At 67.7% G+C, this 23,679-nt stretch carries 13 protein-coding genes, 3 rRNA genes and 1 pseudogene; 7 read left to right on the forward strand and 10 right to left on the reverse strand.

The window, feature by feature from the left end:
* Positions 1–20 precede the first annotated feature (20 nt).
* Entirely contained in the window at positions 21–2,072 is a 2,052-nt protein-coding gene (locus tag OHT01_RS21190; RefSeq protein ID WP_328554692.1) for a sigma-70 family RNA polymerase sigma factor, read from the reverse strand.
* A gap of 294 nt (positions 2,073–2,366) precedes the next feature.
* Positions 2,367–3,149 (reverse strand): TetR/AcrR family transcriptional regulator, encoded by a 783-nt coding sequence (locus OHT01_RS21195; RefSeq protein WP_328554693.1) that lies wholly within the window; start codon positions 3,147–3,149, stop codon positions 2,367–2,369.
* Positions 3,150–3,523: 374 nt separating this feature from the next.
* Here OHT01_RS21195 and OHT01_RS21200 point away from each other — a divergent pair, with 374 nt between their 5' ends.
* Both OHT01_RS21200 and OHT01_RS21205 read left to right on the forward strand, forming a co-directional pair.
* A complete protein-coding gene (locus OHT01_RS21200; protein WP_328554694.1) occupies positions 3,524–4,888 on the forward strand; it encodes an NAD(P)/FAD-dependent oxidoreductase in 1,365 nt (454 codons plus the stop codon).
* 130 nt (positions 4,889–5,018) lie between these two features.
* Entirely contained in the window at positions 5,019–6,686 is a 1,668-nt protein-coding gene (locus tag OHT01_RS21205; protein ID WP_328554695.1) for an ATP-binding SpoIIE family protein phosphatase, read from the forward strand.
* A gap of 61 nt (positions 6,687–6,747) precedes the next feature.
* Here OHT01_RS21205 and OHT01_RS21210 read toward each other — a convergent pair whose 3' ends face one another.
* A complete protein-coding gene (locus OHT01_RS21210) occupies positions 6,748–8,022 on the reverse strand; it encodes an MDR family MFS transporter (protein WP_328558202.1) in 1,275 nt (424 codons plus the stop codon).
* 184 nt (positions 8,023–8,206) lie between these two features.
* Here OHT01_RS21210 and OHT01_RS21215 point away from each other — a divergent pair, with 184 nt between their 5' ends.
* From OHT01_RS21215 to rrf, 4 genes are all read left to right on the forward strand, one after another.
* A complete protein-coding gene (locus tag OHT01_RS21215) occupies positions 8,207–8,755 on the forward strand; it encodes a MarR family winged helix-turn-helix transcriptional regulator (protein ID WP_328554696.1) in 549 nt (182 codons plus the stop codon).
* 657 nt (positions 8,756–9,412) lie between these two features.
* A 16S ribosomal RNA gene (locus tag OHT01_RS21220) occupies positions 9,413–10,938 on the forward strand.
* 313 nt (positions 10,939–11,251) lie between these two features.
* Positions 11,252–14,374, forward strand: a 23S ribosomal RNA gene (locus OHT01_RS21225).
* 86 nt (positions 14,375–14,460) lie between these two features.
* Positions 14,461–14,577 (forward strand): 5S ribosomal RNA (gene rrf / locus OHT01_RS21230).
* Together the 16S, 23S and 5S rRNA genes form the textbook arrangement of a ribosomal RNA operon.
* A gap of 236 nt (positions 14,578–14,813) precedes the next feature.
* On the opposite strand, the gene OHT01_RS21235 is transcribed toward rrf, so the two are convergent.
* Positions 14,814–15,575, reverse strand: coding sequence for a CDP-alcohol phosphatidyltransferase family protein (locus OHT01_RS21235; protein ID WP_328554697.1), 762 nt, complete (start codon positions 15,573–15,575; stop codon positions 14,814–14,816).
* 146 nt (positions 15,576–15,721) lie between these two features.
* Here OHT01_RS21235 and OHT01_RS21240 point away from each other — a divergent pair.
* Positions 15,722–16,282 (forward strand): annotated as a pseudogene (locus tag OHT01_RS21240) (GNAT family N-acetyltransferase).
* 42 nt (positions 16,283–16,324) lie between these two features.
* On the opposite strand, the gene OHT01_RS21245 reads toward OHT01_RS21240, so the two are convergent.
* The 6 genes from OHT01_RS21245 to OHT01_RS21270 form a co-directional block, all read right to left on the reverse strand.
* Positions 16,325–17,965 (reverse strand): type IV secretory system conjugative DNA transfer family protein, encoded by a 1,641-nt coding sequence (locus OHT01_RS21245; protein WP_328554698.1) that lies wholly within the window; start codon positions 17,963–17,965, stop codon positions 16,325–16,327.
* 1 nt (position 17,966) lies between these two features.
* A complete protein-coding gene (locus OHT01_RS21250) occupies positions 17,967–19,391 on the reverse strand; it encodes an ATP-binding protein (RefSeq protein WP_328554699.1) in 1,425 nt (474 codons plus the stop codon).
* A 14-nt stretch (positions 19,392–19,405) separates the two neighbouring features.
* Positions 19,406–20,956 carry an SCO6880 family protein gene (locus OHT01_RS21255; RefSeq protein ID WP_328554700.1) on the reverse strand — a complete coding sequence of 517 codons (1,551 nt, stop codon included), beginning with the start codon at positions 20,954–20,956 and terminating at the stop codon, positions 19,406–19,408.
* Positions 20,953–22,281, reverse strand: coding sequence for a hypothetical protein (locus OHT01_RS21260; RefSeq protein WP_328554701.1), 1,329 nt, complete (start codon positions 22,279–22,281; stop codon positions 20,953–20,955). The genes OHT01_RS21255 and OHT01_RS21260 overlap by 4 nt, the downstream gene beginning before the upstream one ends.
* Positions 22,271–23,119 carry a hypothetical protein gene (locus tag OHT01_RS21265; RefSeq protein ID WP_328554702.1) on the reverse strand — a complete coding sequence of 283 codons (849 nt, stop codon included), beginning with the start codon at positions 23,117–23,119 and terminating at the stop codon, positions 22,271–22,273. The genes OHT01_RS21260 and OHT01_RS21265 overlap by 11 nt, the downstream gene beginning before the upstream one ends.
* A gap of 208 nt (positions 23,120–23,327) precedes the next feature.
* Positions 23,328–23,636 carry a hypothetical protein gene (locus OHT01_RS21270; RefSeq protein ID WP_037622434.1) on the reverse strand — a complete coding sequence of 103 codons (309 nt, stop codon included), beginning with the start codon at positions 23,634–23,636 and terminating at the stop codon, positions 23,328–23,330.
* Between the last annotated feature and the right edge of the window lie 43 nt (positions 23,637–23,679).

The raw sequence follows: 23,679 nt of genomic DNA on the forward strand, positions 1-23,679 counted from the left end.
CGTCCGCTCGCGCCGAACTCTCACCGGCACAGGAACCTCGACTCGGCCCAGTCCCCCAGCGACGCCGAGTCGACCGGGCCGTGGGGTTCCACGACGAGCCGGACCGTCCGGTGGCCGGTGAGGTTCACATGGACGGGAACCGCCGGGTCGCCGCCCTCGATCAGCGGCGACCGCCACACCGGGGAACCGTCCGCGTACACGGAGAACCGCAAGGTGCCCAGGCCCAGCATCAGGTCGTCGACACCGACCATCGCGTCGTACGAGCCGCACTCGCGGTTGAGGTCGACGGTGACGGAGGACCGGCCGTGGACGGTCACACCGTGCGTGTACCGGGTGTCCGCGATCCTCATTCCGTCACGACGCCAGACCCAGTTGCTCTCGACGAGCCGCATCTCCGGCCCGGAGTGGTCGCCGGTGACGTCGTACTCCAGCTCGCTCCACCGGTAGACGGCCTGGGCGGGCGGGGCGGGCGTCGGGGTCGGCGCGGGCGTCGGCCGGGCCTTCGTCGGGGTGGGCTCCGGCCGCGGAGTGGCAGTCGGGGCGGGCCTCGGCGTGGGGGACGGGCTCGGCGCCGGGGACGCCTCGGGCGCGGGCCGCGGCTTTGCCGAGGAGGCCGGGGCGGCCACCGGCCCGCGAGCCGGTACGGGCGGCTTCGGCGTGGGGGGTCTCGTGGGCGGAGCCGGCGAAGGCGGCGGCGCTTCGACGGCGGGCGACGCGGAGGGCCTGGCCTCGGGCCGCCCCGCCGGACTCTCGTGGCCGGCCAGAGCGAGCGCCACCGCCGCCGCGGCCGCCGCGACGACACCCGCCGCGATACCGGCCTTGACCGGCGCGCCGAGCCCCTCCGCGACCGCGGCGCCGCCTCCGGCGCCCGCTCCTCCCGAGCCGCCGCCCGCCGCGGCGGCCGCGCCCGCGACCCCGGCCGCACCCGCTCCGGCGCCACCCGCGATGAGCGCGAGGGCCTTCGCGTACCCGGCGGCCCCGAACCAGCCGATGACCGCGACCGGTACGACCGCCGGGATCCCGCCGGCCACTTCCTTGATCTGGCCCGCGGCCAGGCGGCACTTGGCGCATTCCTCCAGGTGCTTGCGCAGCCCCCGTTCGGCACGGGTGCGCAGGCCGCCGCGGGCGTAGGCGCCCAGCCGGTCGGCGTAGCGAGCGCACTCCTCGTCCATGGTGAGGGTGGTGCTGACGTGCGCCTGGAGATACGCCTGCTTGAGGCCCTCGCGGGCACGGCTGGCGAGCACACGGGTTCCGTTGGCGTCGAGACCGAAGAGCGTGGCGACCTCGCTCGGGGACTCGTCCTCGACCTCGGTGTGCCACAGCACGGCCTGCCAGCGCTCCGGCAGCGAGCGGAAGGCTCGCATGGCCATGGACTGCTCGGCCTCGTGCATCGCGCGTACGTCCGCCCCGAGATCGAGGGTGTCGTCGCCGGAGACCTCGGATCCGCGTACGGCCTGTGCGGCGAACACCGCGAAATCGTCGACCAGTTGCTCTCTTCTGGTCGTCTTCGTCCAGTGTGCGGCGACCCGGCGGACGGTGGTGAGGAGATACGCGCGCACGGCGTGCTCGGGGCCGCTGCCGCCGCGTACGGCCTGGAGCATGCGGGCGAACACCTCGGCCGTGAGGTCGTCGGCGGTGTGCGAGTCACGGCAGCAGGTGCGGGCGTAGCGGCGGACGGCCTCGGCGTGCCGGCGGTACAGCTCCTCGTACGCGGTGTCGTCGCCCGCGCGCATCCGTGCGATCAGACCGGCGTCGGGGGGCGGCGGCTCCACCGGGGGCGGCAGAACGCCGCCCTCGCGCCGGTCCCACCGGTCCCGCTGCGAGGGCACACCGGGGTCGGCCGCATCGTCGAACGGGGCGGCCGGAGGAAGGAGTTCGCGACCTTCGCCGTGCGGGTCTCCGTCGTCCCGGCCGACGCTGTGCGGGCTTCCGTCGTCCGGGCCCGTGCTGTGCGGGCTCCCGCGGTGCGGGCCGCCCTGGCTCGGCACCTGTCGTGACGTTGCGCCGCCGGTTTCCGTGCCGCCGTCGGCGCCACTGTCACCGAGTGACTCGTCCCGCCCGTCAACGCTCATCGCGGAAAGCCCCCGCCTGCCCACTCGGTCCCGAATACCGGGACACAGTGCCACAGGCTCCCCGAACAGGGCCCCTTTGTACGGACCGACCACTCGTCCGGGGGGTTTTATCGAGTGGCAGTACTAACTGCCACTCGATCGGGGAATGGTCAACAGTCCCCCTGCGCCCGGATGTTGCCGTTCCACACCGGCATGACGGCATGACGGCATGACGGGGATGACGCTTCCGGTGCGCGGCCGACCCGCACGCACGCACCGGAACTCGTCCGCTCCGCAGGGGCCTTCGGGTCCGGATCACGCCGGACGCGAGCGCAGGCCCTCCAACAGGATGTCGAGAAGCCGGGCCGAGGCCGCCGCCTGCTGGGCCGCGTCCGGCAGCGAGGGTGCCGCCGTCGCGATGACCAGCAGTACGTCCGCCACGGTGACGTCGGCGCGCAGCTCGCCCGCCGCACGTGCCCGGTCCACGAGCCGGCCGACCACTTCGAGCAGCGTCGCCGCGCCGGCGTCGTCCACCGCGGCGATCACCGGCTCGTCGTCCTCGGCGGCGGGCCGCTGCTCGACGAGCCGCAACTCGGTCGTGAGCTGGGACCGCTGCTGCGGCACCCGCGCCTCGTCGGCCTCGGACCCGTCCTCGGGGACACCGACCCGCAGCACCTGCGGCGGCAGCAGCCGTCCGGCACCCGAGGCCACCGACGTCCGCAGGAAGCGCGAGAGCGCCGACCACGGCTCGTCCTCCTGGCCGAGCGCGGAACGGGCCTGGTCGGTCAGCCGGGAGGTCTCCTCCTCGGCTATCCGGCGCACCAGGACGTCCTTGCTCGGGAAGCGCCGGTACACCGTGCCGACACCGACTCTCGCGCGTCGTGCGACGTCCTCCATCGGCGCGCCGTATCCCAGCTCGCCGAAGACCTCGCGCGCCGCGCGCAGTACATGTTCCAGATTGCGCTGTGCGTCCACACGCAGCGGCGTGGTGCGCGATCCGTCCGCCGGACCGCGGCCGTTGCCGCTCGTCGCCGCGCCGATCGCACCACCAGGTGCGATGGCCGACGCGGAAGACCAATGAGAGTCCTGAATGTGCATAAGCGTTCCCCCGGTAATGACGTCTCCCCCCGGAGACTCTCCCCGCCATCGACAGACCGGAGTGTGTGGAACAAGCTGGTGCGTGAGCCCGTCGTGCGGACCCGCCGAGCGCATCCCCCTACACCCCGTCGACACACGAACATAGTTGAGAGGGGGTCAATTCAGAAGGGGCAGGTTCCGCACAGAGCGCCCCCCGATCGGAGTACGGGCCGGGTACGTCCCGGTTGCACCCCCTCCGAGTACCCCCCTCGCCCACCCTGACCTGCTCTTTTTCTGCCGACTCCGGCAAATCGGCCAACTCCGCACGTTGACGGCGACCGGTCACACAAATTGCCAGGGCTGTGGACAAACGCGAGAGCGGGGTGCGTCATGGGGTGGTGAAGGAACGTGCGCGCATTCTCATTGTCGGCGGTGGCTACGTCGGGATGTACACCGCTCTGCGCCTCCAGCGGAAGCTGAAGCCCGAACTGAAGCGGGGCGAGGTCGAGATCACGGTCGTCTCGCCCGACCCTTATATGACGTATCAGCCGTTCCTTCCCGAGGCCGCCGCGGGCTCGATCTCGCCGCGGCACGTGGTCGTCCCGCTGCGCCGGGTCCTCGGCCGGTGCCGGATCGTCATCGGCGAGGTCCGGTCGATCGACCACGCCAAGCGCACCGCCACGCTCAGCACACTCGCCACCGAGGAGGAGGGCACGGGCGCGGAGCAGATCACGTACGACGAACTCGTGCTCGCCCCCGGCTCCATCTCGCGCACCCTGCCGATCCCCGGGCTCGCCGAGCACGCCATCGGCTTCAAGACGGTCGAGGAGGCCATCGGCCTGCGCAACCACGTCATCGAGCAGATGGACATCGCCTCCTCCACCCGCGACCCGGCGATCCGCGACGCGGCCCTGACCTTCGTCTTCGTAGGGGGCGGTTACGCCGGCGTCGAGGCGCTCGGCGAGCTGGAGGACATGGCCCGCTACACCGCGCGGTACTACCACAACCTCAAGCCCGAGGACATGAAATGGATCCTCGTCGAGGCCTCGGACCGCATCCTGCCCGAGGTCGGCGAGGAGATGGGCAAGTACACGGTCACCCAGTTGCGCCGGCGCAACATCGAGGTACGCCTGGACACCCGGCTCAACACCTGCGCGGACCGGATCGCCGTCCTCAGTGACGGCGCGCGCTTCCCGACGCGCACCATCGTGTGGACGGCCGGCGTGAAACCGAACCCCGTCCTCGCCGCGACCGACCTCCCCCTGAACGAGCGCGGCCGGCTCAGGTGCACCCCGCAGCTGGCCGTCGACGGCGTCACGCACGCGTGGGCGGCGGGAGACGCGGCGGCCGTCCCCGACGTGACCGCGGAGCCCGGCAGGGAGACCGCCCCCAACGCCCAGCACGCCGTGCGCCAGGCGAAGGTCCTCGGCGACAACCTCGCGCACACCCTGCGCGGCGAACCCCTGGAGACGTACTCCCACAAATACGTCGGCTCGGTCGCTTCCCTGGGACTGCACAAGGGAGTCGCACACGTCTACGGGCGCAAGCTGAGGGGCTATCCTGCCTGGTTCATGCACCGCGTCTACCACCTCAGCAGGGTGCCGACCTTCAACCGCAAGGCCCGTGTGCTCGCCGAATGGACCCTGGCGGGACTCTTCAAGCGGGAGATCGTGTCCCTCGGTTCGCTCGAACACCCCCGTGCGGAGTTCGAACTGGCGGCCGGGGGAAAGCCTCCGACCGACCCGAAGGGGTCGTCCTGACCGGACCGAGGAACTCCACCGGCACGGACGGCGTCTGACGGATGTCGGCCCGGTCGGTCAGACTGCCAGACAGGTCCACGACTTTGGGCGGGTGAACCGCTCGCCCTTCTAACACGAGGCTTTTCCCACTGTGAACTTCACGCGCTGGAGCGCCCGGCTCCCCGGAACGCAGCGCCGCGCCGCAGCGCGGACCGAGCACACCGCCGCGCACACGGCCGTCCCGGACCGGCGCGGGGAAGGCTCCGTGCCGGCGGCCCGCGTCGAGCGACCGACCGACGACGTCCATCCCGGGCCGGCCGTCGACGTACTCCCGGTCCGCGCGGTCCTCGACCGCGTCCCCGCGCTCGTCGCCCTCGTGCACGGCCCCGAGCACCGCGTCTCGTACGTCAACGGCGCCTACACGGCGGCCTTCGGCGCCCGCCCCGTCGGCGAGCCCGCGCGCGACGCCCTGCCCGAGCTGGACGAGCTCGGCCTGCTGCCGCTCCTCGACCAGGTCCTGCGCAGCGCCAAGTCCCGCACCGTCAAGTCCCGCAAGGTGTCGACCGGCCGCTCCTACACGTTCACCTGCACCCCCGTCGACACCTCCCCGGAGAGCGACGGCCGCGGCGTGCTCGTCTTCGCCACCGACGTCACCGATCACGCCGAGGCCGCCGAGCGGCTGCGCGCCAGCGAGCGCGGCCAGCGCGAGACCGCCGTCACCCTCCAGCGCTCCCTGCTCCCGCAGGAGTTGGAGGAACCCGATGATCTGCGCGTCGCCGCCACCTATCTGCCCGGCGGCACGGAGGCGGCGGTCGGAGGCGACTGGTACGACGTCATCACGCTCGGCGGCGGCCGGACCGCGCTCGTCATCGGCGACGTCATGGGCCGCGGGGTCCGCGCCGCGGCCGTCATGGGCCAGCTGCGCACCGCCGTCCGCGCGTACGCCCGTCTCGACCTGCCGCCGCACGAGGTCCTGCAGCTCCTCGACGGCCTCGCCACCGAGATCGACGCCAACCAGATCGCCACCTGCGTGTACGCCATCCACGACCCGAACGAGGGCCGGCTGGTGTATGCCTCCGCCGGTCACCTGCCCATCCTGGTCCGCGACGAGAACGGCACCATCCACCGCGCCGACGAGCCGACCGGGCCGCCGCTCGGCACCGGCGGCTGGCTGCACGCCTCGGGCTCGGTGCCGCTGGGCCCCGGTTCCACCGCCGTCCTCTACACGGACGGTCTGGTCGAGCGCCGGGACGAGGACCTCGACGAGGGCATCGCCTCCCTGGAGCGCGCCCTCGCGGGCGCCACGGGCACCCCCCAGGTGGTCTGCGACCGTCTGGTCCGCGCGGCCGGCGTCACCGCCGACCACGACGACGACGTCGCCGTCCTGGTCGTCCAGCACCCATCCCGTACGGGCCCCGACGGCGAGCTCTTCCGCAACGCGGCCCTGGAACTGCTCGGCGGCATGGAAGCGGCCCCACGCGCGCGTGCCTTCGCCTCCGGGGTGCTGGCCAGCTGGCGCTTCCCCGCCGAGCTGCACGACCTCGGCGTCCTGGCCGCCAGCGAGCTCGTCGCCAACTCCCTCCAGCACGGCATCCCGCCGATGCGGCTCCGGCTGCGCCGCACCGACCGCCGCCTGATCATCGAGGTCACCGACGGCGACGACCACCTCCCGCGCCGCCGCCGCGCCGAACCCGGCGACGAAGCGGGCCGCGGCATCGCGATCGTGGCCACGATCGCTTCGAGCTGGGGCTCCCGCCGCACACCGGGCGGCGGCAAGGCGGTCTGGTGCGAGTTCGTGCTCCCGCGCGCGGGGAGCTGAATCCGCACAGACGAAACGGCCGCCACCACGTCCTCACGTGATGGCGGCCGTCGTACGTCCGTCAGACGCCCGCCGGTACCGGCTCCGCCGGAGCCCCGCCCTGCGCGACCACCCGGCTCCGCGCGAGCGACGGCTGATTCTGTACGGGGGTGAGCCGCCGCCCGAGCCGCACGGCCAGGACGGTGATGCCGAGGGAGAAGAGCAGGAACGTCGCCACGTACGGGCCGTGCAGCGAGGCCCCCATCGGGCCGCCCACCGCCGGGCCGATCGCCAGCGCGAGCTGCTTCACCAGGGCGAAGGCGGAGTTGTACTGCCCCGCCATGCCCTTCGGCGCCAGATCGGCGACCAGCGGAGCCACCGTCGGTGACAGCATCGCCTCACCGAGCCCGAAGAGCGCGTACGTCGAGACGAAGGCCGCCGTGGCCATGGTCCGGCTGCCGTGCCCGAGGCCCGCGTACCCGGCCGCCAGCCAGGCGACGGCCCAGATGAGTCCGACGGCGGCGATCACCCGGGACCGCTTGCGGCGCTCGACGAACTTCAGGACCGCGAACTGCGCGACCACGATCATCGCCGTGTTCGCCGCCATCGCCGTACCCAGCGCGGACGTGGAGATCCCGGCCGCCTCGACGCCGTACGCGGAAAGCCCCGACTCGAACTGTCCGTAGCAGGCGAAGAACAGCACGAACCCCAGTACGGAGAGCTGCACCATGGCCCGGTTGCCGAGGAGCTGCCGCAGGTTCCCGCCCTTGGACTGCGGGGTGTCCCCGGTGATCCGAGGCGCGTGCGGCATCCGCACGGTCGCCATGATCACGACGAGGACGAGGAACATCGCCGCCTCGATCGCGAACAGCAAAGTGAAGGAGCTCGCCCGGTCCGGGTCGACGATGTGACCGCCGATGAGACCGCCGACGCCGAGTCCCAGGTTCTGCAGGAAGAACTGCGTCGCGAAGGCGCGCGACCGGGTGTCCGCCGTGGAGCAGTCCACGATCATCGTCGCCAGCGACGGCTGCATCACGGCCTGCCCGGCACCGAGCGCCGCGGCCGACAGCACCACGGTCGTCGCGTTGTCCGCCAGCCCGAGGCTCAGCGCACCGAGTGCGGCGGTGACCAGCGCGACGAGAAGGACCGGCAGGGGGCCTCGCCGGACGATCGCCCGGCCGGCGAACGGCAGCACGACGAGAGCGGCCACGGCGAAGACGGCGAGCACGATGCTCGCCGTCATGGAGCCGAGTCCCCGTACCTGCGCCACATAGACGTAGAGGAAGGGGACGGTAAAGCCGAGCCCGAACGCGCTGAGCGCGTTGCCCACGTGGATCCGGCGCATCGCTGCGCCCATCGCCCTGGTCACGTTCACCTGCCTTGGTCGTGAAGCCGTGCGGGCCTGCCCGTGCCGGGCACCGTGTCCGTGACACGTTCCCTACGCATGGATGCAGGCCTGAAGACTTCGAAGCTAAAGTTAGAACTTGAACTCTACACCTTGAAGGACTTCGACACCAAGCGCCTCATGCGATACTCGGGCCATGGGCGACATCCCCGGCGTCAGTGAGCCGACACTCGAAGAACAGATCGCCGCCTACCAGCGCGAGTTCCAGGACCTCGACCCCCAGGTCGAGAAGATCGTCTCGGCGCTGTCCCGTCTCAACCGGCGGATGAACGTCGCCTACGGCCGCCAGACCGCCGCGCTCGGCATCAGCAACGCCGAGTGGGAGGTCCTGAAGGCGCTCGTCCTCGCCGGCGCTCCGTACCGTCTCGGCCCCAGTGAGCTCGCCAAGCGCCTCGGCCTCACCCCGGCCGCCATGACCCACCGGATCGACCGCATGGTCGCGGAGGGGCTGGTCACCCGGGAGCGCGACGAGTCGAACCGCGTGCGCGTGATCGTCGAGCTGACGGACGAGGGCCGCGAGAAGTGGCTGGAGGCGATGCGCCTCGCCACGGTCTTCGAGGAGGACCTGCTCCAGGACCTCAGCGCCGAGGACCGGGGTGTCCTGGGCGAGGTCCTGACCCGTCTGCTGCGACGGGTGGAGGACGCCCAGCCGGACGCGGGCGGCCGGCTCAGCGACCTCGATTAAAGATCTTGACAGGGGAGGTTGACACTGCCCTGGCGGATCCGTAAGGTTCTTCGAGTTGCCACGGGGCCGTAACGGTTCTGCGACGACACCTCGGCCGCTGATGCGGCACTCAAACCACCAGCACGATCTCCCAACCGGGGCGAATTCGGCGTGCCCGAATTCAATTCGATTTGGGTCCGGCGGCCCGATTAGGAACTGCCGGGAAGATCCGCTAAAGTTTGAGACGTCGGAACAGCCCAACAGCCGGGAAGACAAACCCCGCTGACTGGGAGTCAGGCCCGAAAGGATCTGATAGAGTCGGACTCGCCGGAAAGGGAAACGCGGAAGCGGGAACCTGGAAAGCACCGAGGAAATCGGATACGGAAACGGTCTGATAGAGTCGGAAACGCAAGACCGAAGGGAAGCGCCCGGAGGAAAGCCCGAGAGGGTGAGTACAAAGGAAGCGTCCGTTCCTTGAGAACTCAACAGCGTGCCAAAAATCAACGCCAGATTTGTTGATACCCCGTCTCCGGCCGATCGGTCGGGACGAGGTTCCTTTGAAAAAGTCCTGCCGGGCATTGTTCCGGTAGGCGCATCAGCGAGGACGCTGTGAACCGAAGGGATTATTCCTCCCTCCGGTTCCGCTCTCATGATGTTTCACCGGATTACCGGTAAACATTCACGGAGAGTTTGATCCTGGCTCAGGACGAACGCTGGCGGCGTGCTTAACACATGCAAGTCGAACGATGAACCACTTCGGTGGGGATTAGTGGCGAACGGGTGAGTAACACGTGGGCAATCTGCCCTTCACTCTGGGACAAGCCCTGGAAACGGGGTCTAATACCGGATAACACTCCTGCCTGCATGGGCGGGGGTTAAAAGCTCCGGCGGTGAAGGATGAGCCCGCGGCCTATCAGCTTGTTGGTGAGGTAGTGGCTCACCAAGGCGACGACGGGTAGCCGGCCTGAGAGGGCGACCGGCCACACTGGGACTGAGACACGGCCCAGACTCCTACGGGAGGCAGCAGTGGGGAATATTGCACAATGGGCGAAAGCCTGATGCAGCGACGCCGCGTGAGGGATGACGGCCTTCGGGTTGTAAACCTCTTTCAGCAGGGAAGAAGCGAAAGTGACGGTACCTGCAGAAGAAGCGCCGGCTAACTACGTGCCAGCAGCCGCGGTAATACGTAGGGCGCAAGCGTTGTCCGGAATTATTGGGCGTAAAGAGCTCGTAGGCGGCTTGTCACGTCGGGTGTGAAAGCCCGGGGCTTAACCCCGGGTCTGCATTCGATACGGGCTAGCTAGAGTGTGGTAGGGGAGATCGGAATTCCTGGTGTAGCGGTGAAATGCGCAGATATCAGGAGGAACACCGGTGGCGAAGGCGGATCTCTGGGCCATTACTGACGCTGAGGAGCGAAAGCGTGGGGAGCGAACAGGATTAGATACCCTGGTAGTCCACGCCGTAAACGGTGGGAACTAGGTGTTGGCGACATTCCACGTCGTCGGTGCCGCAGCTAACGCATTAAGTTCCCCGCCTGGGGAGTACGGCCGCAAGGCTAAAACTCAAAGGAATTGACGGGGGCCCGCACAAGCAGCGGAGCATGTGGCTTAATTCGACGCAACGCGAAGAACCTTACCAAGGCTTGACATACACCGGAAAGCATTAGAGATAGTGCCCCCCTTGTGGTCGGTGTACAGGTGGTGCATGGCTGTCGTCAGCTCGTGTCGTGAGATGTTGGGTTAAGTCCCGCAACGAGCGCAACCCTTGTTCTGTGTTGCCAGCATGCCCTTCGGGGTGATGGGGACTCACAGGAGACTGCCGGGGTCAACTCGGAGGAAGGTGGGGACGACGTCAAGTCATCATGCCCCTTATGTCTTGGGCTGCACACGTGCTACAATGGCAGGTACAAAGAGCTGCGAAGCCGCGAGGCGGAGCGAATCTCAAAAAGCCTGTCTCAGTTCGGATTGGGGTCTGCAACTCGACCCCATGAAGTCGGAGTTGCTAGTAATCGCAGATCAGCATTGCTGCGGTGAATACGTTCCCGGGCCTTGTACACACCGCCCGTCACGTCACGAAAGTCGGTAACACCCGAAGCCGGTGGCCCAACCCCTTGTGGGAGGGAGCTGTCGAAGGTGGGACTGGCGATTGGGACGAAGTCGTAACAAGGTAGCCGTACCGGAAGGTGCGGCTGGATCACCTCCTTTCTAAGGAGCATCTAGGCCGCCAAGCTTGCTTGGTGGTCCAGGGCCATTACGTCGGCACACGTTCGACGGTGGTTGCTCATGGGTGGAACGTTGATTATTCGGCACTCTTGACTGTCTTCTCCTTCCAGTACTGTCCTTCGGGGCGTGGAAAGAATGAGGGAAGCGGGAAGAGGGTCGGGCACGCTGTTGGGTGTCTGAAGGTACGGCCGGAAGGCTGCCTTCAGTGCCGGCCCCAGTGCACTCGAACTACTGGTTCGGGGTGATGGGTGGTTGGTCGTTGTTTGAGAACTGCACAGTGGACGCGAGCATCTGTGGCCAAGTTTTTAAGGGCGCACGGTGGATGCCTTGGCACCAGGAACCGATGAAGGACGTGGGAGGCCACGATAGTCCCCGGGGAGCCGTCAACCAGGCTTTGATCCGGGGGTTTCCGAATGGGGAAACCCGGCAGTCGTCATGGGCTGTCACCCATACCTGAACACATAGGGTATGTGGAGGGAACGCGGGGAAGTGAAACATCTCAGTACCCGCAGGAAGAGAAAACAACCGTGATTCCGGGAGTAGTGGCGAGCGAAACCGGATGAGGCCAAACCTTGTATGTGTGAGACCCGGCAGGGGTTGCATGCAAGGGGTTGTGGGATCTCTCTTTCACAGTCTGCCGGCTGTGAGACGAGTCAGAAACCGTTGATGTAGGCGAAGGACATGCGAAAGGTCCGGCGTAGAGGGTAAGACCCCCGTAGTCGAAACATCAACGGCTCGTTTGAGAGACACCCAAGTAGCACGGGGCCCGAGAAATCCCGTGTGAATCTGGCGGGACCACCCGCTAAGCCTAAATATTCCCTGGTGACCGATAGCGGATAGTACCGTGAGGGAATGGTGAAAAGTACCGCGGGAGCGGAGTGAAATAGTACCTGAAACCGTGTGCCTACAAGCCGTGGGAGCGTCGCGCATTGAGTTTACTCAGTGCGTCGTGACTGCGTGCCTTTTGAAGAATGAGCCTGCGAGTTTGCGGTGCGTTGCGAGGTTAACCCGTGTGGGGAAGCCGTAGCGAAAGCGAGTCCGAATAGGGCGATTCAGTAGCGCGCTCAAGACCCGAAGCGGAGTGATCTAGCCATGGGCAGGTTGAAGCGGCTGTAAGAGGTCGTGGAGGACCGAACCCACCAGGGTTGAAAACCTGGGGGATGACCTGTGGTTAGGGGTGAAAGGCCAATCAAACTCCGTGATAGCTGGTTCTCCCCGAAATGCATTTAGGTGCAGCGTCGTGTGTTTCTTGCCGGAGGTAGAGCACTGGATAGGCGATGGGCCCTACCGGGTTACTGACCTTAGCCAAACTCCGAATGCCGGTAAGTGAGAGCGCGGCAGTGAGACTGTGGGGGATAAGCTCCATGGTCGAGAGGGAAACAGCCCAGAGCATCGACTAAGGCCCCTAAGCGTACGCTAAGTGGGAAAGGATGTGGAGTCGCACAGACAACCAGGAGGTTGGCTTAGAAGCAGCCACCCTTGAAAGAGTGCGTAATAGCTCACTGGTCTAGTGATTCCGCGCCGACAATGTAGCGGGGCTCAAGCGTACCGCCGAAGTCGTGTCATTGCAGCAATAGGGCCAACGCCCGCTGTGATGGGTAGGGGAGCGTCGTGTGCCGGGTGAAGCCGCGCCGGAAGGCAGTGGTGGACGGTTCACGAGTGAGAATGCAGGCATGAGTAGCGATACACACGTGAGAAACGTGTGCGCCGATTGACTAAGGGTTCCTGGGTCAAGCTGATCTGCCCAGGGTAAGTCGGGACCTAAGGCGAGGCCGACAGGCGTAGTCGATGGATAACCGGTTGATATTCCGGTACCCGCTGTGAAGCGTCAAACATTGAACCAGGCGATGCTAAGTCCGTGAAGCCGCCCCGGAGCCTTCGGGCAAGGGGGAGTGGTGGAGCCGACGGTCCAGACCTGTAGTAGGTGAGTGATGGGGTGACGCAGGAAGGTAGTCCATCCCGGGCGGTGGTTGTCCCGGGGTAAGGGTGTAGGCCGTGTGATAGGCAAATCCGTCACACATTAAGGCTGAGACCTGATGCCGAGCCGATTGTGGTGAAGTGGATGATCCTATGCTGTCGAGAAAAGCCTCTAGCGAGTTTCATGACGGCCCGTACCCTAAACCGACTCAGGTGGTCAGGTAGAGAATACCGAGGCGTTCGGGTGAACTATGGTTAAGGAACTCGGCAAAATGCCCCCGTAACTTCGGGAGAAGGGGGCCATCACTGGTGATCCGATTTACTCGGTGAGCTGGGGGTGGCCGCAGAGACCAGCGAGAAGCGACTGTTTACTAAAAACACAGGTCCGTGCGAAGCCGTAAGGCGATGTATACGGACTGACGCCTGCCCGGTGCTGGAACGTTAAGGGGACCGGTTAGTCACTCTTCGGGGTGGCGAAGCTGAGAACTTAAGCGCCAGTAAACGGCGGTGGTAACTATAACCATCCTAAGGTAGCGAAATTCCTTGTCGGGTAAGTTCCGACCTGCACGAATGGCGTAACGACTTCTCGACTGTCTCAACCATAGGCCCGGTGAAATTGCACTACGAGTAAAGATGCTCGTTTCGCGCAGCAGGACGGAAAGACCCCGGGACCTTTACTACAGTTTGATATTGGTGTTCGGTTCGGCTTGTGTAGGATAGGTGGGAGACTGTGAAGTGCGGGCGCCAGCCCGTGTGGAGTCGCCGTTGAAATACCACTCTGGTCGTGCTGGATGTCTAACCTGGGTCCGTGATCCGGATCAGGGACAGTGTCTGATGGGTAGTTTAACTGGGGCGGTTGCCTCCTAAAGAGTAACGGAGGCGCCCAAAGGTTCCCTCAGCCTGGTTGGCAATCAGGTGTTGAGTGTAAGTGCACAAGGGAGCTTGACTGTGAGACCGACGGGTCGAGCAGGGACGAAAGTCGGGACTAGTGATCCGGCGGTGGCTTGTGGAAGCGCCGTCGCTCAACGGATAAAAGGTACCCCGGGGATAACAGGCTGATCTTCCCCAAGAGTCCATATCGACGGGATGGTTTGGCACCTCGATGTCGGCTCGTCGCATCCTGGGGCTGGAGTCGGTCCCAAGGGTTGGGCTGTTCGCCCATTAAAGCGGTACGCGAGCTGGGTTTAGAACGTCGTGAGACAGTTCGGTCCCTATCCGCTGTGCGCGTAGGAATATTGAGAAGGGCTGTCCCTAGTACGAGAGGACCGGGACGGACGAACCTCTGGTGTGCCAGTTGTCCTGCCAAGGGCATGGCTGGTTGGCTACGTTCGGGAGGGATAACCGCTGAAAGCATCTAAGCGGGAAGCCTGCTTCGAGATGAGTATTCCCACCCCCTTTGAGGGGTTAAGGCTCCCAGTAGACGACTGGGTTGATAGGCCAGATCTGGAAGGCGGGCAACCGCTGGAGGTGACTGGTACTAATAGGCCGAGGGCTTGTCCTCAGTTGCTCGCGTCCACTGTGTTGGTTCTGAAACCACGAACAACCGTCGTAGCTATGCCACGGCTCCGGTTGACAGTTTCATAGTGTTTCGGTGGTCATAGCGTGAGGGAAACGCCCGGTTACATTCCGAACCCGGAAGCTAAGCCTCACAGCGCCGATGGTACTGCAGGGGGGACCCTGTGGGAGAGTAGGACGCCGCCGAACAAATTTTGAAGAAAACCCCCGTACCGGGAAACCGGTCACGGGGGTTTTCTGCGTTCAGGGGTATTTGCTCCACGCCGGTGCCAATGCACGAGAGTGCCAATTCACGGGGGTACTCACGAGGGGCGCTTTCGTGGAGGCACCGTCAGACGGTCCTACAGCTCGCTCACCCGGACCGGTCCGGGAATGAGAAAGGGGGCGGTCTCCTCGTGGAGACCGCCCCCTTTCTCGTGGTGCGGTTACTTCAGGCGGGACGAGGCGACGATCGAGACGATGTGCGCGGGCACGAGCAGCCACACGATCGCCGTGACGGCGATCGTCGCGATCCGGGTGGCCGTCAGGTCGCCGAGCGCCAGGTCGATGACCGCGGTGACGAGCAGCAGGATGGTGCACTCGATGCCGTTGACCAGGCGGTGGAGGCCCACGGCCGAGGCCAGCCGGCGGACCTGCGCGAGACCGCTGGAGCGCGGGACGACGGACTGGTCGTTCGCCTTCTCCATGCCGCTGTCGGAGCGGGCCACGTGGACGAGGTCGGAGGACGACTTCAGGAGCAGGACGCCGATGGCCGCGACCAGACCGGCCACCAGATAGGGGTCGAGGCCGAGTTCCGAGGCGCGGATGCCCATGCCGACCATGACGGCGGCGTCGGCGAGGTAGGCGCCGAGACGGTCCAGGTAGACGCCGAGAGGGCTGAACTGGCGGCGCCAGCGGGCGACTTCACCGTCGACGCAGTCGAGCAGCAGGTAAAGCTGCATGAAGAGGACCGAGAGCACCGCCCCGCCGAGACCCGGCAGGACCAGGGCGACGCCGGAGAGCATCCCCGCGAAGACCATGATCACGGTGATCTGGTTCGGCGAGATACGGGCGTCGACGAGATGGCGGGTCACGCGCAGGGAGAGGGACCTCATATAGAGGCGGCCGGCCCAGTGCTCCGCCCTGCTGTCGAGTTTGCCCGCAGGGTGAATGACGTTGCGGAGTTCCTCTAGTTGGACTTTGGGCATGCGGCGTTTCTCCCTGGCGAACTGGCACTGGATCGGTCGGCTGGCAATGTCGTACAGGGAAGAGCATGACGGGGGTGCGGGCGGAGGCGATCGGCAGGGTGGAAATCAGGTGATCGCTGTCGTACGCGCGTACTACGGTGGCCGCCATGACCTCCACGACCCACGTGTTCCGCTCCATACGTCCCGACGAGTGGCGTCAGGCGAAGCAGCTCAGACTCGATGCCCTGCGGGACTCCGTCGCGCACCTGGCGTTCCTGGAGACGTACGACGACGCGGCAGCCAAGTCCGACGCCTTCTGGCAGGACCGGACGTCCGGGGCGGCCGTCGGGGTCACCGAGCGGCAGCAGATCGTGGCCGAGGGCCCGGACGGGGTGTGGGCCGGTTCCGTGACCGTGCTGGTCGAGGAGGCCGGGGCACGGGATCCGTTCGGGAAGGTGGTGGAGCGGAACCAGGGGCACCTGGTGGCAGTCTTCGTGCGGCCCGAGTACCGGGGAAGTGAGGCCGGGGTGACCCGGGCGCTCTTCGAGGCCGCTCTCGCGTGGTCGTGGGGCATCGGTCTCGATCGCGTACGGCTGTTCGTGCACGAGAAGAACGGCCGCGCCGAGGCGTTCTAGCGGAAGGCGGGTTTCGTACCCACCGGCGAGACGGCGCCGATGCCGGGGGGCACGGGCGAACTGGAGCTGGAGTTCGTGATCACCCGGGGGTAGGGCCTGCCGGAGCCCGGCCACCGTGTCGGGCCGGCGGTCGCGTCAGACCGGAAGCTCGTACTGCGGCCAGCGCGCCCGGAGTTGTTCGCGGGAGCGGAGGAGCGCCAGGGTCGGCAGGCCGCGGGCCGGGCCCGTGCTCAGGAGCTCCGGGAGCTGGGGGAGCGGGGCCACGGCCGCGATGTCGTCGAGGACGAGCGTGAATGGTGGGTCGAGCCGACCGGAGGATGACCGTTCGGCCATGCGCCGGCCACGCTCGACCACGCTTGAGGCGAGGGCCGTCAGGAGCGGCATGGCGCCGGGGTTCGCCTTGGGGTCCTCGATGGGTTCACCTACCAGATAGAGCGTGCCCCCTTCGTTGACGAAGGAATCCAAGGCGAGGCTGTCATTTCGGTTGGGAGTGCAGGATTCGCGGATGTTGACCGTGCCGAACGCCGCGAGGGCACGTGCCGTCAGCTCCTGTGCGATGTCCCGGCGTTCGGGGTGCGAGACGAGCGCGGCCTCCAGCTCGCCCGCGGCGCCCGACGCGGCCTTGGGATTCGTCCGCAGGGCCCGTACGGCGTCCTGCACCTGGGCGCCCTGGGCCCAGCGGTGGACGTGGCGGAAGGCTCTGCCCTCCACCGCGGCGGCGTGCAGATAGCTGCGCATGAGCGTTTCCGCGACATCGGCCATCGCCTGGTCCGCCTTGGCGGTGGGGCGCACCGCGGCGAGCAGGGCGGCCGCCCTGGCCGCCGCCGTCTCCCTGTCCTCGCAGCCCGCGACGGGGGACCAGTGGAGCCGGGCCGGGGTGTCGCAGAGGTGGACCGGGTCGTAGAGGAGGACGGGGCCCAGTTTGGCGCGGGCGTCCTTGGTCCCCGACCAGGTGCGGGGGTCGGAGGTGATGACGAGAGCCGGGCCCTCGGCGTCGCGTACGGCCTGGGCGGCGGTGGGGTGGCGGATCTCGGCGGGGGCGAGGACGACCGCGCGGGTGGACGTCCACGCGGGCTTCGGCCGGGCTGCCGTGGCGGTCTGGGGCATCACCGCCTCGGAGGGTACGGCGTCCCCGGCGCCCGTACGTCCGCCGGAGTCTGAGCCCGGATGGCCGCCCGGATATCCGTGGGCCTCTTCGCGCTCCCGCTCCCGCACGTGTTCGCGTGCCGGGTCGCCCACGTGTTCGTGTGCCTGGAGGCCCGCCCGCTCGCTCCCGGCCGTCCTGCGGGCCGTGTCCGCCGTCTCCAGGGGGTACGGGGAACGCGGCGGCTGCTCCGTCCGGGCCGCCGGCACCGACGGGTCGGAGGCGTCCAGGGGCACCGCGGTCCCGGCCCCCGCGCGTCGTCGCGCCCGTCCCGCACGCCACCGTGCCACCGTGCCCATCACGAACACCGCGAGGACCAGCAGCACCATCAACTGGCCGATGAACAGGCCCCAGAAGAGGCCGTAGCCGGACAGTTGGGCGGCGGGGGTGTCGGGCCAGGCGCCGGGGATGTCGTGCGGGGCGCCGATGAGATGCCGCATGGCCAGGGGCGTACGGGTGAAGGTGATGGCGTCCGGCCAGGCGCCGCGGGAGAACCAGCCCGCGAGGCCTGTCGCCGTCCACACCATCAGGGTCATGCCGAGGAGGAAGCCCAGCACTCCGACCAGCAGGCCGTCGGGGATGCCGCCCGCCCCCTCGTGCCGGGGGTCGTGCTGGTCGGGGTGCTGTCTCATCTCAGGCCACCGTGGACTCGGTGGAGCCGTCGAGGTCGCTGAGATGCTGTTCCATGAAGGCCGCCGCCCGTTCCTCGGCCTCCAGTTCGGCGGCGCGCATCGCGTCGTCGGCTGCGAGGTCGGCGGACGACTCGGTCATCGCCCGGTCGGTGAAGACCAGCGGGCGTTCGGTCTCCGTGATGAGGTGCTTGACCACCTGGACGTTGCCGTTGACGTCCCAGACCGCGATGCCCGGGGTCAGCGTCGGGATGATCTCGACCGCCCAGCGGGGGAGGCCGAGGACCCGGCCCGTCGACCGGGCCTCGTCCGCCTTCTGCGCGTAGATGGTCCTCGTCGACGCCATCTTCAGGATCGCGGCGGCCTCCTTGGCCGCCGCTCCGTCGACCACGTCCGACAGGTGGTGGACGACGGCCACGAAGGACAGGCCGAGGCGCCGCCCGAACTTCAGCAACCGCTGGAAGAGCTGGGCCACGAAGGGGCTGTTGATGATGTGCCACGCCTCCTCCACCAGGAAGATGCGCTTCTTGCGGTCGGGCCGGATCCAGGTGTGCTCCAGCCACACACCCACGATCGCCATGAGGATCGGCATGGCGATGGAGTTCCGGTCGATGTGTGAAAGGTCGAAGACGGTGAGGGGGGCGTCCAGGTCGATGCCGACCGTCGTCGGACCGTCGAACATGCCCCTCAGGTCACCGTCGACCAGCCGGTCCAGGACCAGTGCCACGTCCAGGCCCCAGGCCCGTACGTCGTCTATGGCGACGTTCATCGCCTCGGCCGACTCCGGTTCGGGATGGCGCAGTTGCTCCACGATGTCGGTGAGCACGGGCTGGCGCTCCACGATCGTCTCGTTGACGTAGGCGTGCGCGACCTTCAGGGCGAAGCCGGACCGTTCGTCGAGGCCGTGTCCCATCGCGACCTCGATGATGGTGCGCAGCAGTGCGAGCTGGCCCGTCGTCGTGATCGCGGGATCGAGGGGGTTGAGCCGGATTCCCATGTCCAGGGCGGCCGTCGGGTCGAGCCGGATGGGAGTGATTCCCAGCTCCTGCGCGATGAGGTTCCATTCACCGGCACCGTCCTCGCCCTGGGCGTCGAGGACGACGACCTGGCGGTCGCGGAACCGCAACTGCCGCAGTACGTACGTCTTCTCCAGGGCCGACTTGCCGTTCCCGGACTCTCCGAGGACCAGCCAGTGCGGGGCCGGGAGCTGCTGCCCGTACAACTGGAAGGGGTCGTAGATGTACCCCTTGCCGGAGTACACCTCGCGGCCGATGATGACGCCCGAGTCGCCGAGGCCCGGTGCGGCGGTGGGCAGGTAGACCGCCTGTGCCTGGCCCGTGGACGTACGCACGGGAAGGCGGGTGGTCTCGACCTTGCCGAAGAGGAAGGACGTGAAGGCGTCCGTCGCGGCGGACAGCGGATCCCGCATCAGTGCATCAACCCCTACCTGCGGATTCCGGTGGCGAACGGCAGTGTGTTGACGAAGGCCCGGTGGTGCTCGCGGTCGCACCACTCCAGTTTCAGATACGACTTGCCGGCCGAGGCGCGGATGGTGCGCTTGTCGCGCGCGAGGGCCTCGGGGTTGCGGGAGGACACGGTGATGTAGCCGACGAGGTTGACGCCCGCGGCGCCGCTCGCGAGGTCCTCGCCGCGCTGGTCGAGGCGGTTGTGCGAGGCGATGTCGCGGGGGTCCACGGTCCGGTTCATCTTGGCGGCGCGGCTGGCCTCGGCCTCGTCGTTGGTCTTCTCGGTCAGCATGCGCTCGATGGCGACCTCGGTGGGTTCGAGGTCCATGGTCACGGCGACCGTGCGGATGACGTCGGGGGTGTGGACGAGCAGCGGGGCGAGGAAGTTGACGCCGACCGGGGTCATCGGCCACTCCTTCACCCAGGCCGTGGCGTGGCACCAGGGCGCCCGGGTGGAGGACTCGCGGGTCTTCGCCTGGAGGTACGTGGGCTCCATGGCGTCCAGCTCGGCCGGCCAGGCGTTGCGCTTGGTCATCGCCTGGATGTGGTCGATGGGGTGGTCGGGGTCGTACATCGAGTGCACGAGGGAGGAGAGCCGTCCCTGACCGAGCGGCTGCCGTACGCGGATGTCGGCTTCCTGGAGCCGGGAGCAGATGTCGGTCAGCTCGCGTGCCATGACGACGGCGAGTCCGGCGTCCCGGTCGACCTTCCGGCCGCCCTGCGGGCGCGCCGCGCGTGCCATCGCCTGTGCCTCGGCGGCCAGTTCACGTGAGTAGTGCATGCAGGCGACCAGATAGGCCCGGTGCTGCTCACTGCTCGTGGACACCATCGACTGGAGCTGGTCGTACGACTGCTGGAGCCATCCGGGAGACCGATCGTCCCCGCGTACGGACACGTCCTTGGCGTGGGCGTCCGGGTCGGCGGGGAGGGTGCGGGCGAGCATCTGGAGGCGGGTGACGAAGCCGTCGCCGTTCGCCACGTGCTTGAGCAGCGTGCCGAAGCGGTCGACGAGGGCCTCCTGGTCCTCGCTGTCGCGCAGACCGACACCCGGGCCCTCGATCTCGATCGCGGCCGTCACGGTCCGCCGGTCCGCGTGCAGCAGCACGGCGATCTCGTCGGGCCCGAACGGGGCGGCGAGCCAGGAGATCCGCCCGATGCCGGGCGGCGGTCCGATCTCGACCTCCTTGCCGTCGAGGCGCATGCCCGCCTCCATCACCGGGCTGCGGTACGCCGTTCCCTGGCGCAGGCTCCGCTTGTAACTGCGGTTGATCTCGAACCACTTGTAGAACGTGCGCCGCTTGTACGGGACGTACACCGCGGCGAGCGCGAGCAGGGGGAAGCCCATCAGCAGCACGATCCGCATGGACAGCACCGGGACGAGCAGGCCGCACATCATGCCCAGGAACGCGCCCCCGATGATGAGCGCGATCTCGCCGGACTCGCGGTTCCGGCCGACGATCGCGTTCGGCCGGGCGCGGCCGATCAGATATGTACGGCGGGGCGTGACCAGATGGGACTCGGTCGTCAACGCCCTTCACCTCCCGTGCGGTTGGTACTGCTGTTGCGGGTGTTGCTCGCGTGCGGGGTGTTGACCGGGCTGGTACGCGGCGGTGGTGCGGCGGAGGGGACGGATCCGCCGCCTCCGTTCGGTGTACGGGTGCTGTGCGCGGCCACACCGCCGGACGCGGGGTTGGCGGGGCGGGGCTGGCTGTTGCCGCCTCCGCCGCCTGAACCGTTGTTGTCGGCGCGCGTGCTGTGGGTCTTGATGCCCTGCGCGACCAGGGTGGCCGGCGAGCTGATCACGGCGGCGGCCTTGCCTTCGGCGCCCTGCATGATGCGGTTGTTGCGGGAGCCGGCGATCTCGTCGCCGAAGCCCGGTACGAAGCGGTAGATCATCGCGCTGGCGAAGATGGCGAGCAGGATGATCGCGAGGCCGGAGACGACGGCGGAGAACGCGTCGGGTCCGCTGTCGGAACTGAGGGCTCCGGCGAGGCCGAGCACGATCACGATGACCGGTTTCACCAGGATCACCGCGATCATGATGCCCGCCCAGCGGCGCACGTGGCCCCACAGGTTCTTGTCGACGAGGCCCGCGTAGACGACGGTGCCCAGCAGGGCGCCGACGTACAGCAGGGCGGCCCGGATGACCAGCTCCAGCCAGAGGATTCCGGCGGCGAGGATCGAGACCATCGAGACGACGATCAGCATGATGGGACCGCCGCCGATGTTGCCGCCCTTGTTCAGGGCGCCGGAGAACGTCCCGAAGAACGCGTCCGTCTGGTTGCCGGTCGTCTTGGCCAGCACCTCCGTCACGCCGTCCGTCGCCGACACCACCGTGTAGAGGATCAGCGGGGTGAACGCCGAGGCCAGCACGGTGAGCCAGAGGAACCCGATCGCCTCGGACAGGGCCGTGCCGAGGGGGACTCCTCGCACGGCCCGCTTCGCCACGGCCAGCAGCCACAGCAGCAGGGTCAGGATCGTGGACGCCGCGAAGACGACGGCGTACTGCTGGAGGAACTTGGCGTTCGTGAAATCGACGTTGGCGGTGTCGTTCACGGCGGCGGAGAGTTTGTCGACGGTCCAGGAGGCGGCGTCGGCGCAGCCCTTCGCCAGAGAGGAGAGCGGGTCCAGGGTGGAGCCCGCACCGGGGTCGGTGCTGAGTCCCGACTTGCCGGATCCCTTGGTCCCGGTCTTGCAGTACTGCTTGGCCGGGCCGATCAGGAGGCTGCACGGGTCCTTGGAGGGCGAGGGCGTCGGTGCCGCGACGGCACGGGTGGCGAGCAGAACGGCCGTGCTCTGTACGGCCGTGACGACCGCCGTGAGTTTGAGGGCGCTGCTTCGGCTACCGGGCATACGTGAACCCTCCGTACTCCTCGATGGCCTTGCTGATCTCGTCGGAGGTGGCGGCTTTGTCGTCGCCGGGGACCGGGGCGGGCCCGTCCTTCTGGGAGTCCGTCACGATCTTCCAGTCGCCGTTGTCCCACTGGAGCTCGAAGGTCCAGGTCTTCCACGTCGAACTGACGGGATCGGTCGACGTCTGGCCGGACATGCCGATGAGGCCCATGTACCAGACCGAGACCTTGGCGCCGGAGCCGCTGTACTGCTGGGCCTTGGTGCCGATAGGAATCGTCCGCGAGACGAACGTGCTGCCCGCCGGCGGATTTCCCTCCGCGTCGAGCCCCAGTTTTCTGAGGAAGTCCGCCGAGTACGCCTGGTCCATCGGACCCTGGAGCCGACCGGCGGCGGCGGATGTGTAGATGGTGCTGACGATGTCGTGCCGCGTGGCGGTGTTGAACATGCCCGTCGAACCCAACGCCACCGCGTAGTTCGCCGCCGCGCTCTGGGCGCCCTCACTCGTGTGGGGGAAGCCCGCCGGGATGCCCGCGGACTTCGCGTCGACCGGGTGGTCGCCGGAGGCCGCCGTGGGGGACGCCTTCTCCTTGGCGCCGCTGCCGGCGTCCGGCGAGGCCGAGTTGTCGCCGCGGTTCGCGAAGGCGATCGCGGCGATGAGGAGGACCACCACGCCGACGACCGTGATCAGGCTCCGCGAGGACGATCCGCGCCGCCGCGCGCCGCCGTAGACGTCGCCCGCCCGGTCGGGCAGACGGGTGCGGGTCTGGCCGGAGCCCCCGTACCCCCCGTCCTCGCCGCGCGGGCCGTCACCGTACCCGGGTTCGTCGCCGAGACTCATGCCGCGTACGCCCCCTCAACCTCTCGCTGAACCAAGTAGTACGACGGTAGCCGTGCTGGTTCCCGCGCGGGCGCGGTGTGGTGACTCGACATCAGGGAAACGCAACCTCAGCCGGTGGGCACGACGGACGGGTGGATCGATGGAGGAGATTCCGGGCGCGCCCGGCCGGGGAGTGGCGGTGCGCCGGGTGCGGCGCGGCCCGGCCGGGCTACACGGCCATGCCGTACACGATGGTGAAGAGCGTGCCGAGGGAACCGATGATGAAGACTCCTGTGAGCCCGGCGATGATGAGGCCCTTGCCCTGTTCGGCGCTGAAGGTGTCGCGGAGGGCGGTCGCGCCGATGCGCTGTTTGGCCGCGCCCCAGATCGCGATGCCGAGGCAGAGCAGAATGGCGACCGCCATCACCACCTCGACCATCACCTTCGCTTCGTTGCCCAGGCTGCCGAAGGGGCCCCAGTCCGGGGCGATTCCACCGATGATTGTGTTGATGTCGCCCTTGTCGGCTGCGAAAAGCATGTAAGTCACCGCCCCTAGTGGGTAGTTCTGCACCCCCTGCCAC

Source organism: Streptomyces sp. NBC_00358, from assembly GCF_036099295.1.
GTDB lineage: Bacteria > Actinomycetota > Actinomycetes > Streptomycetales > Streptomycetaceae > Streptomyces.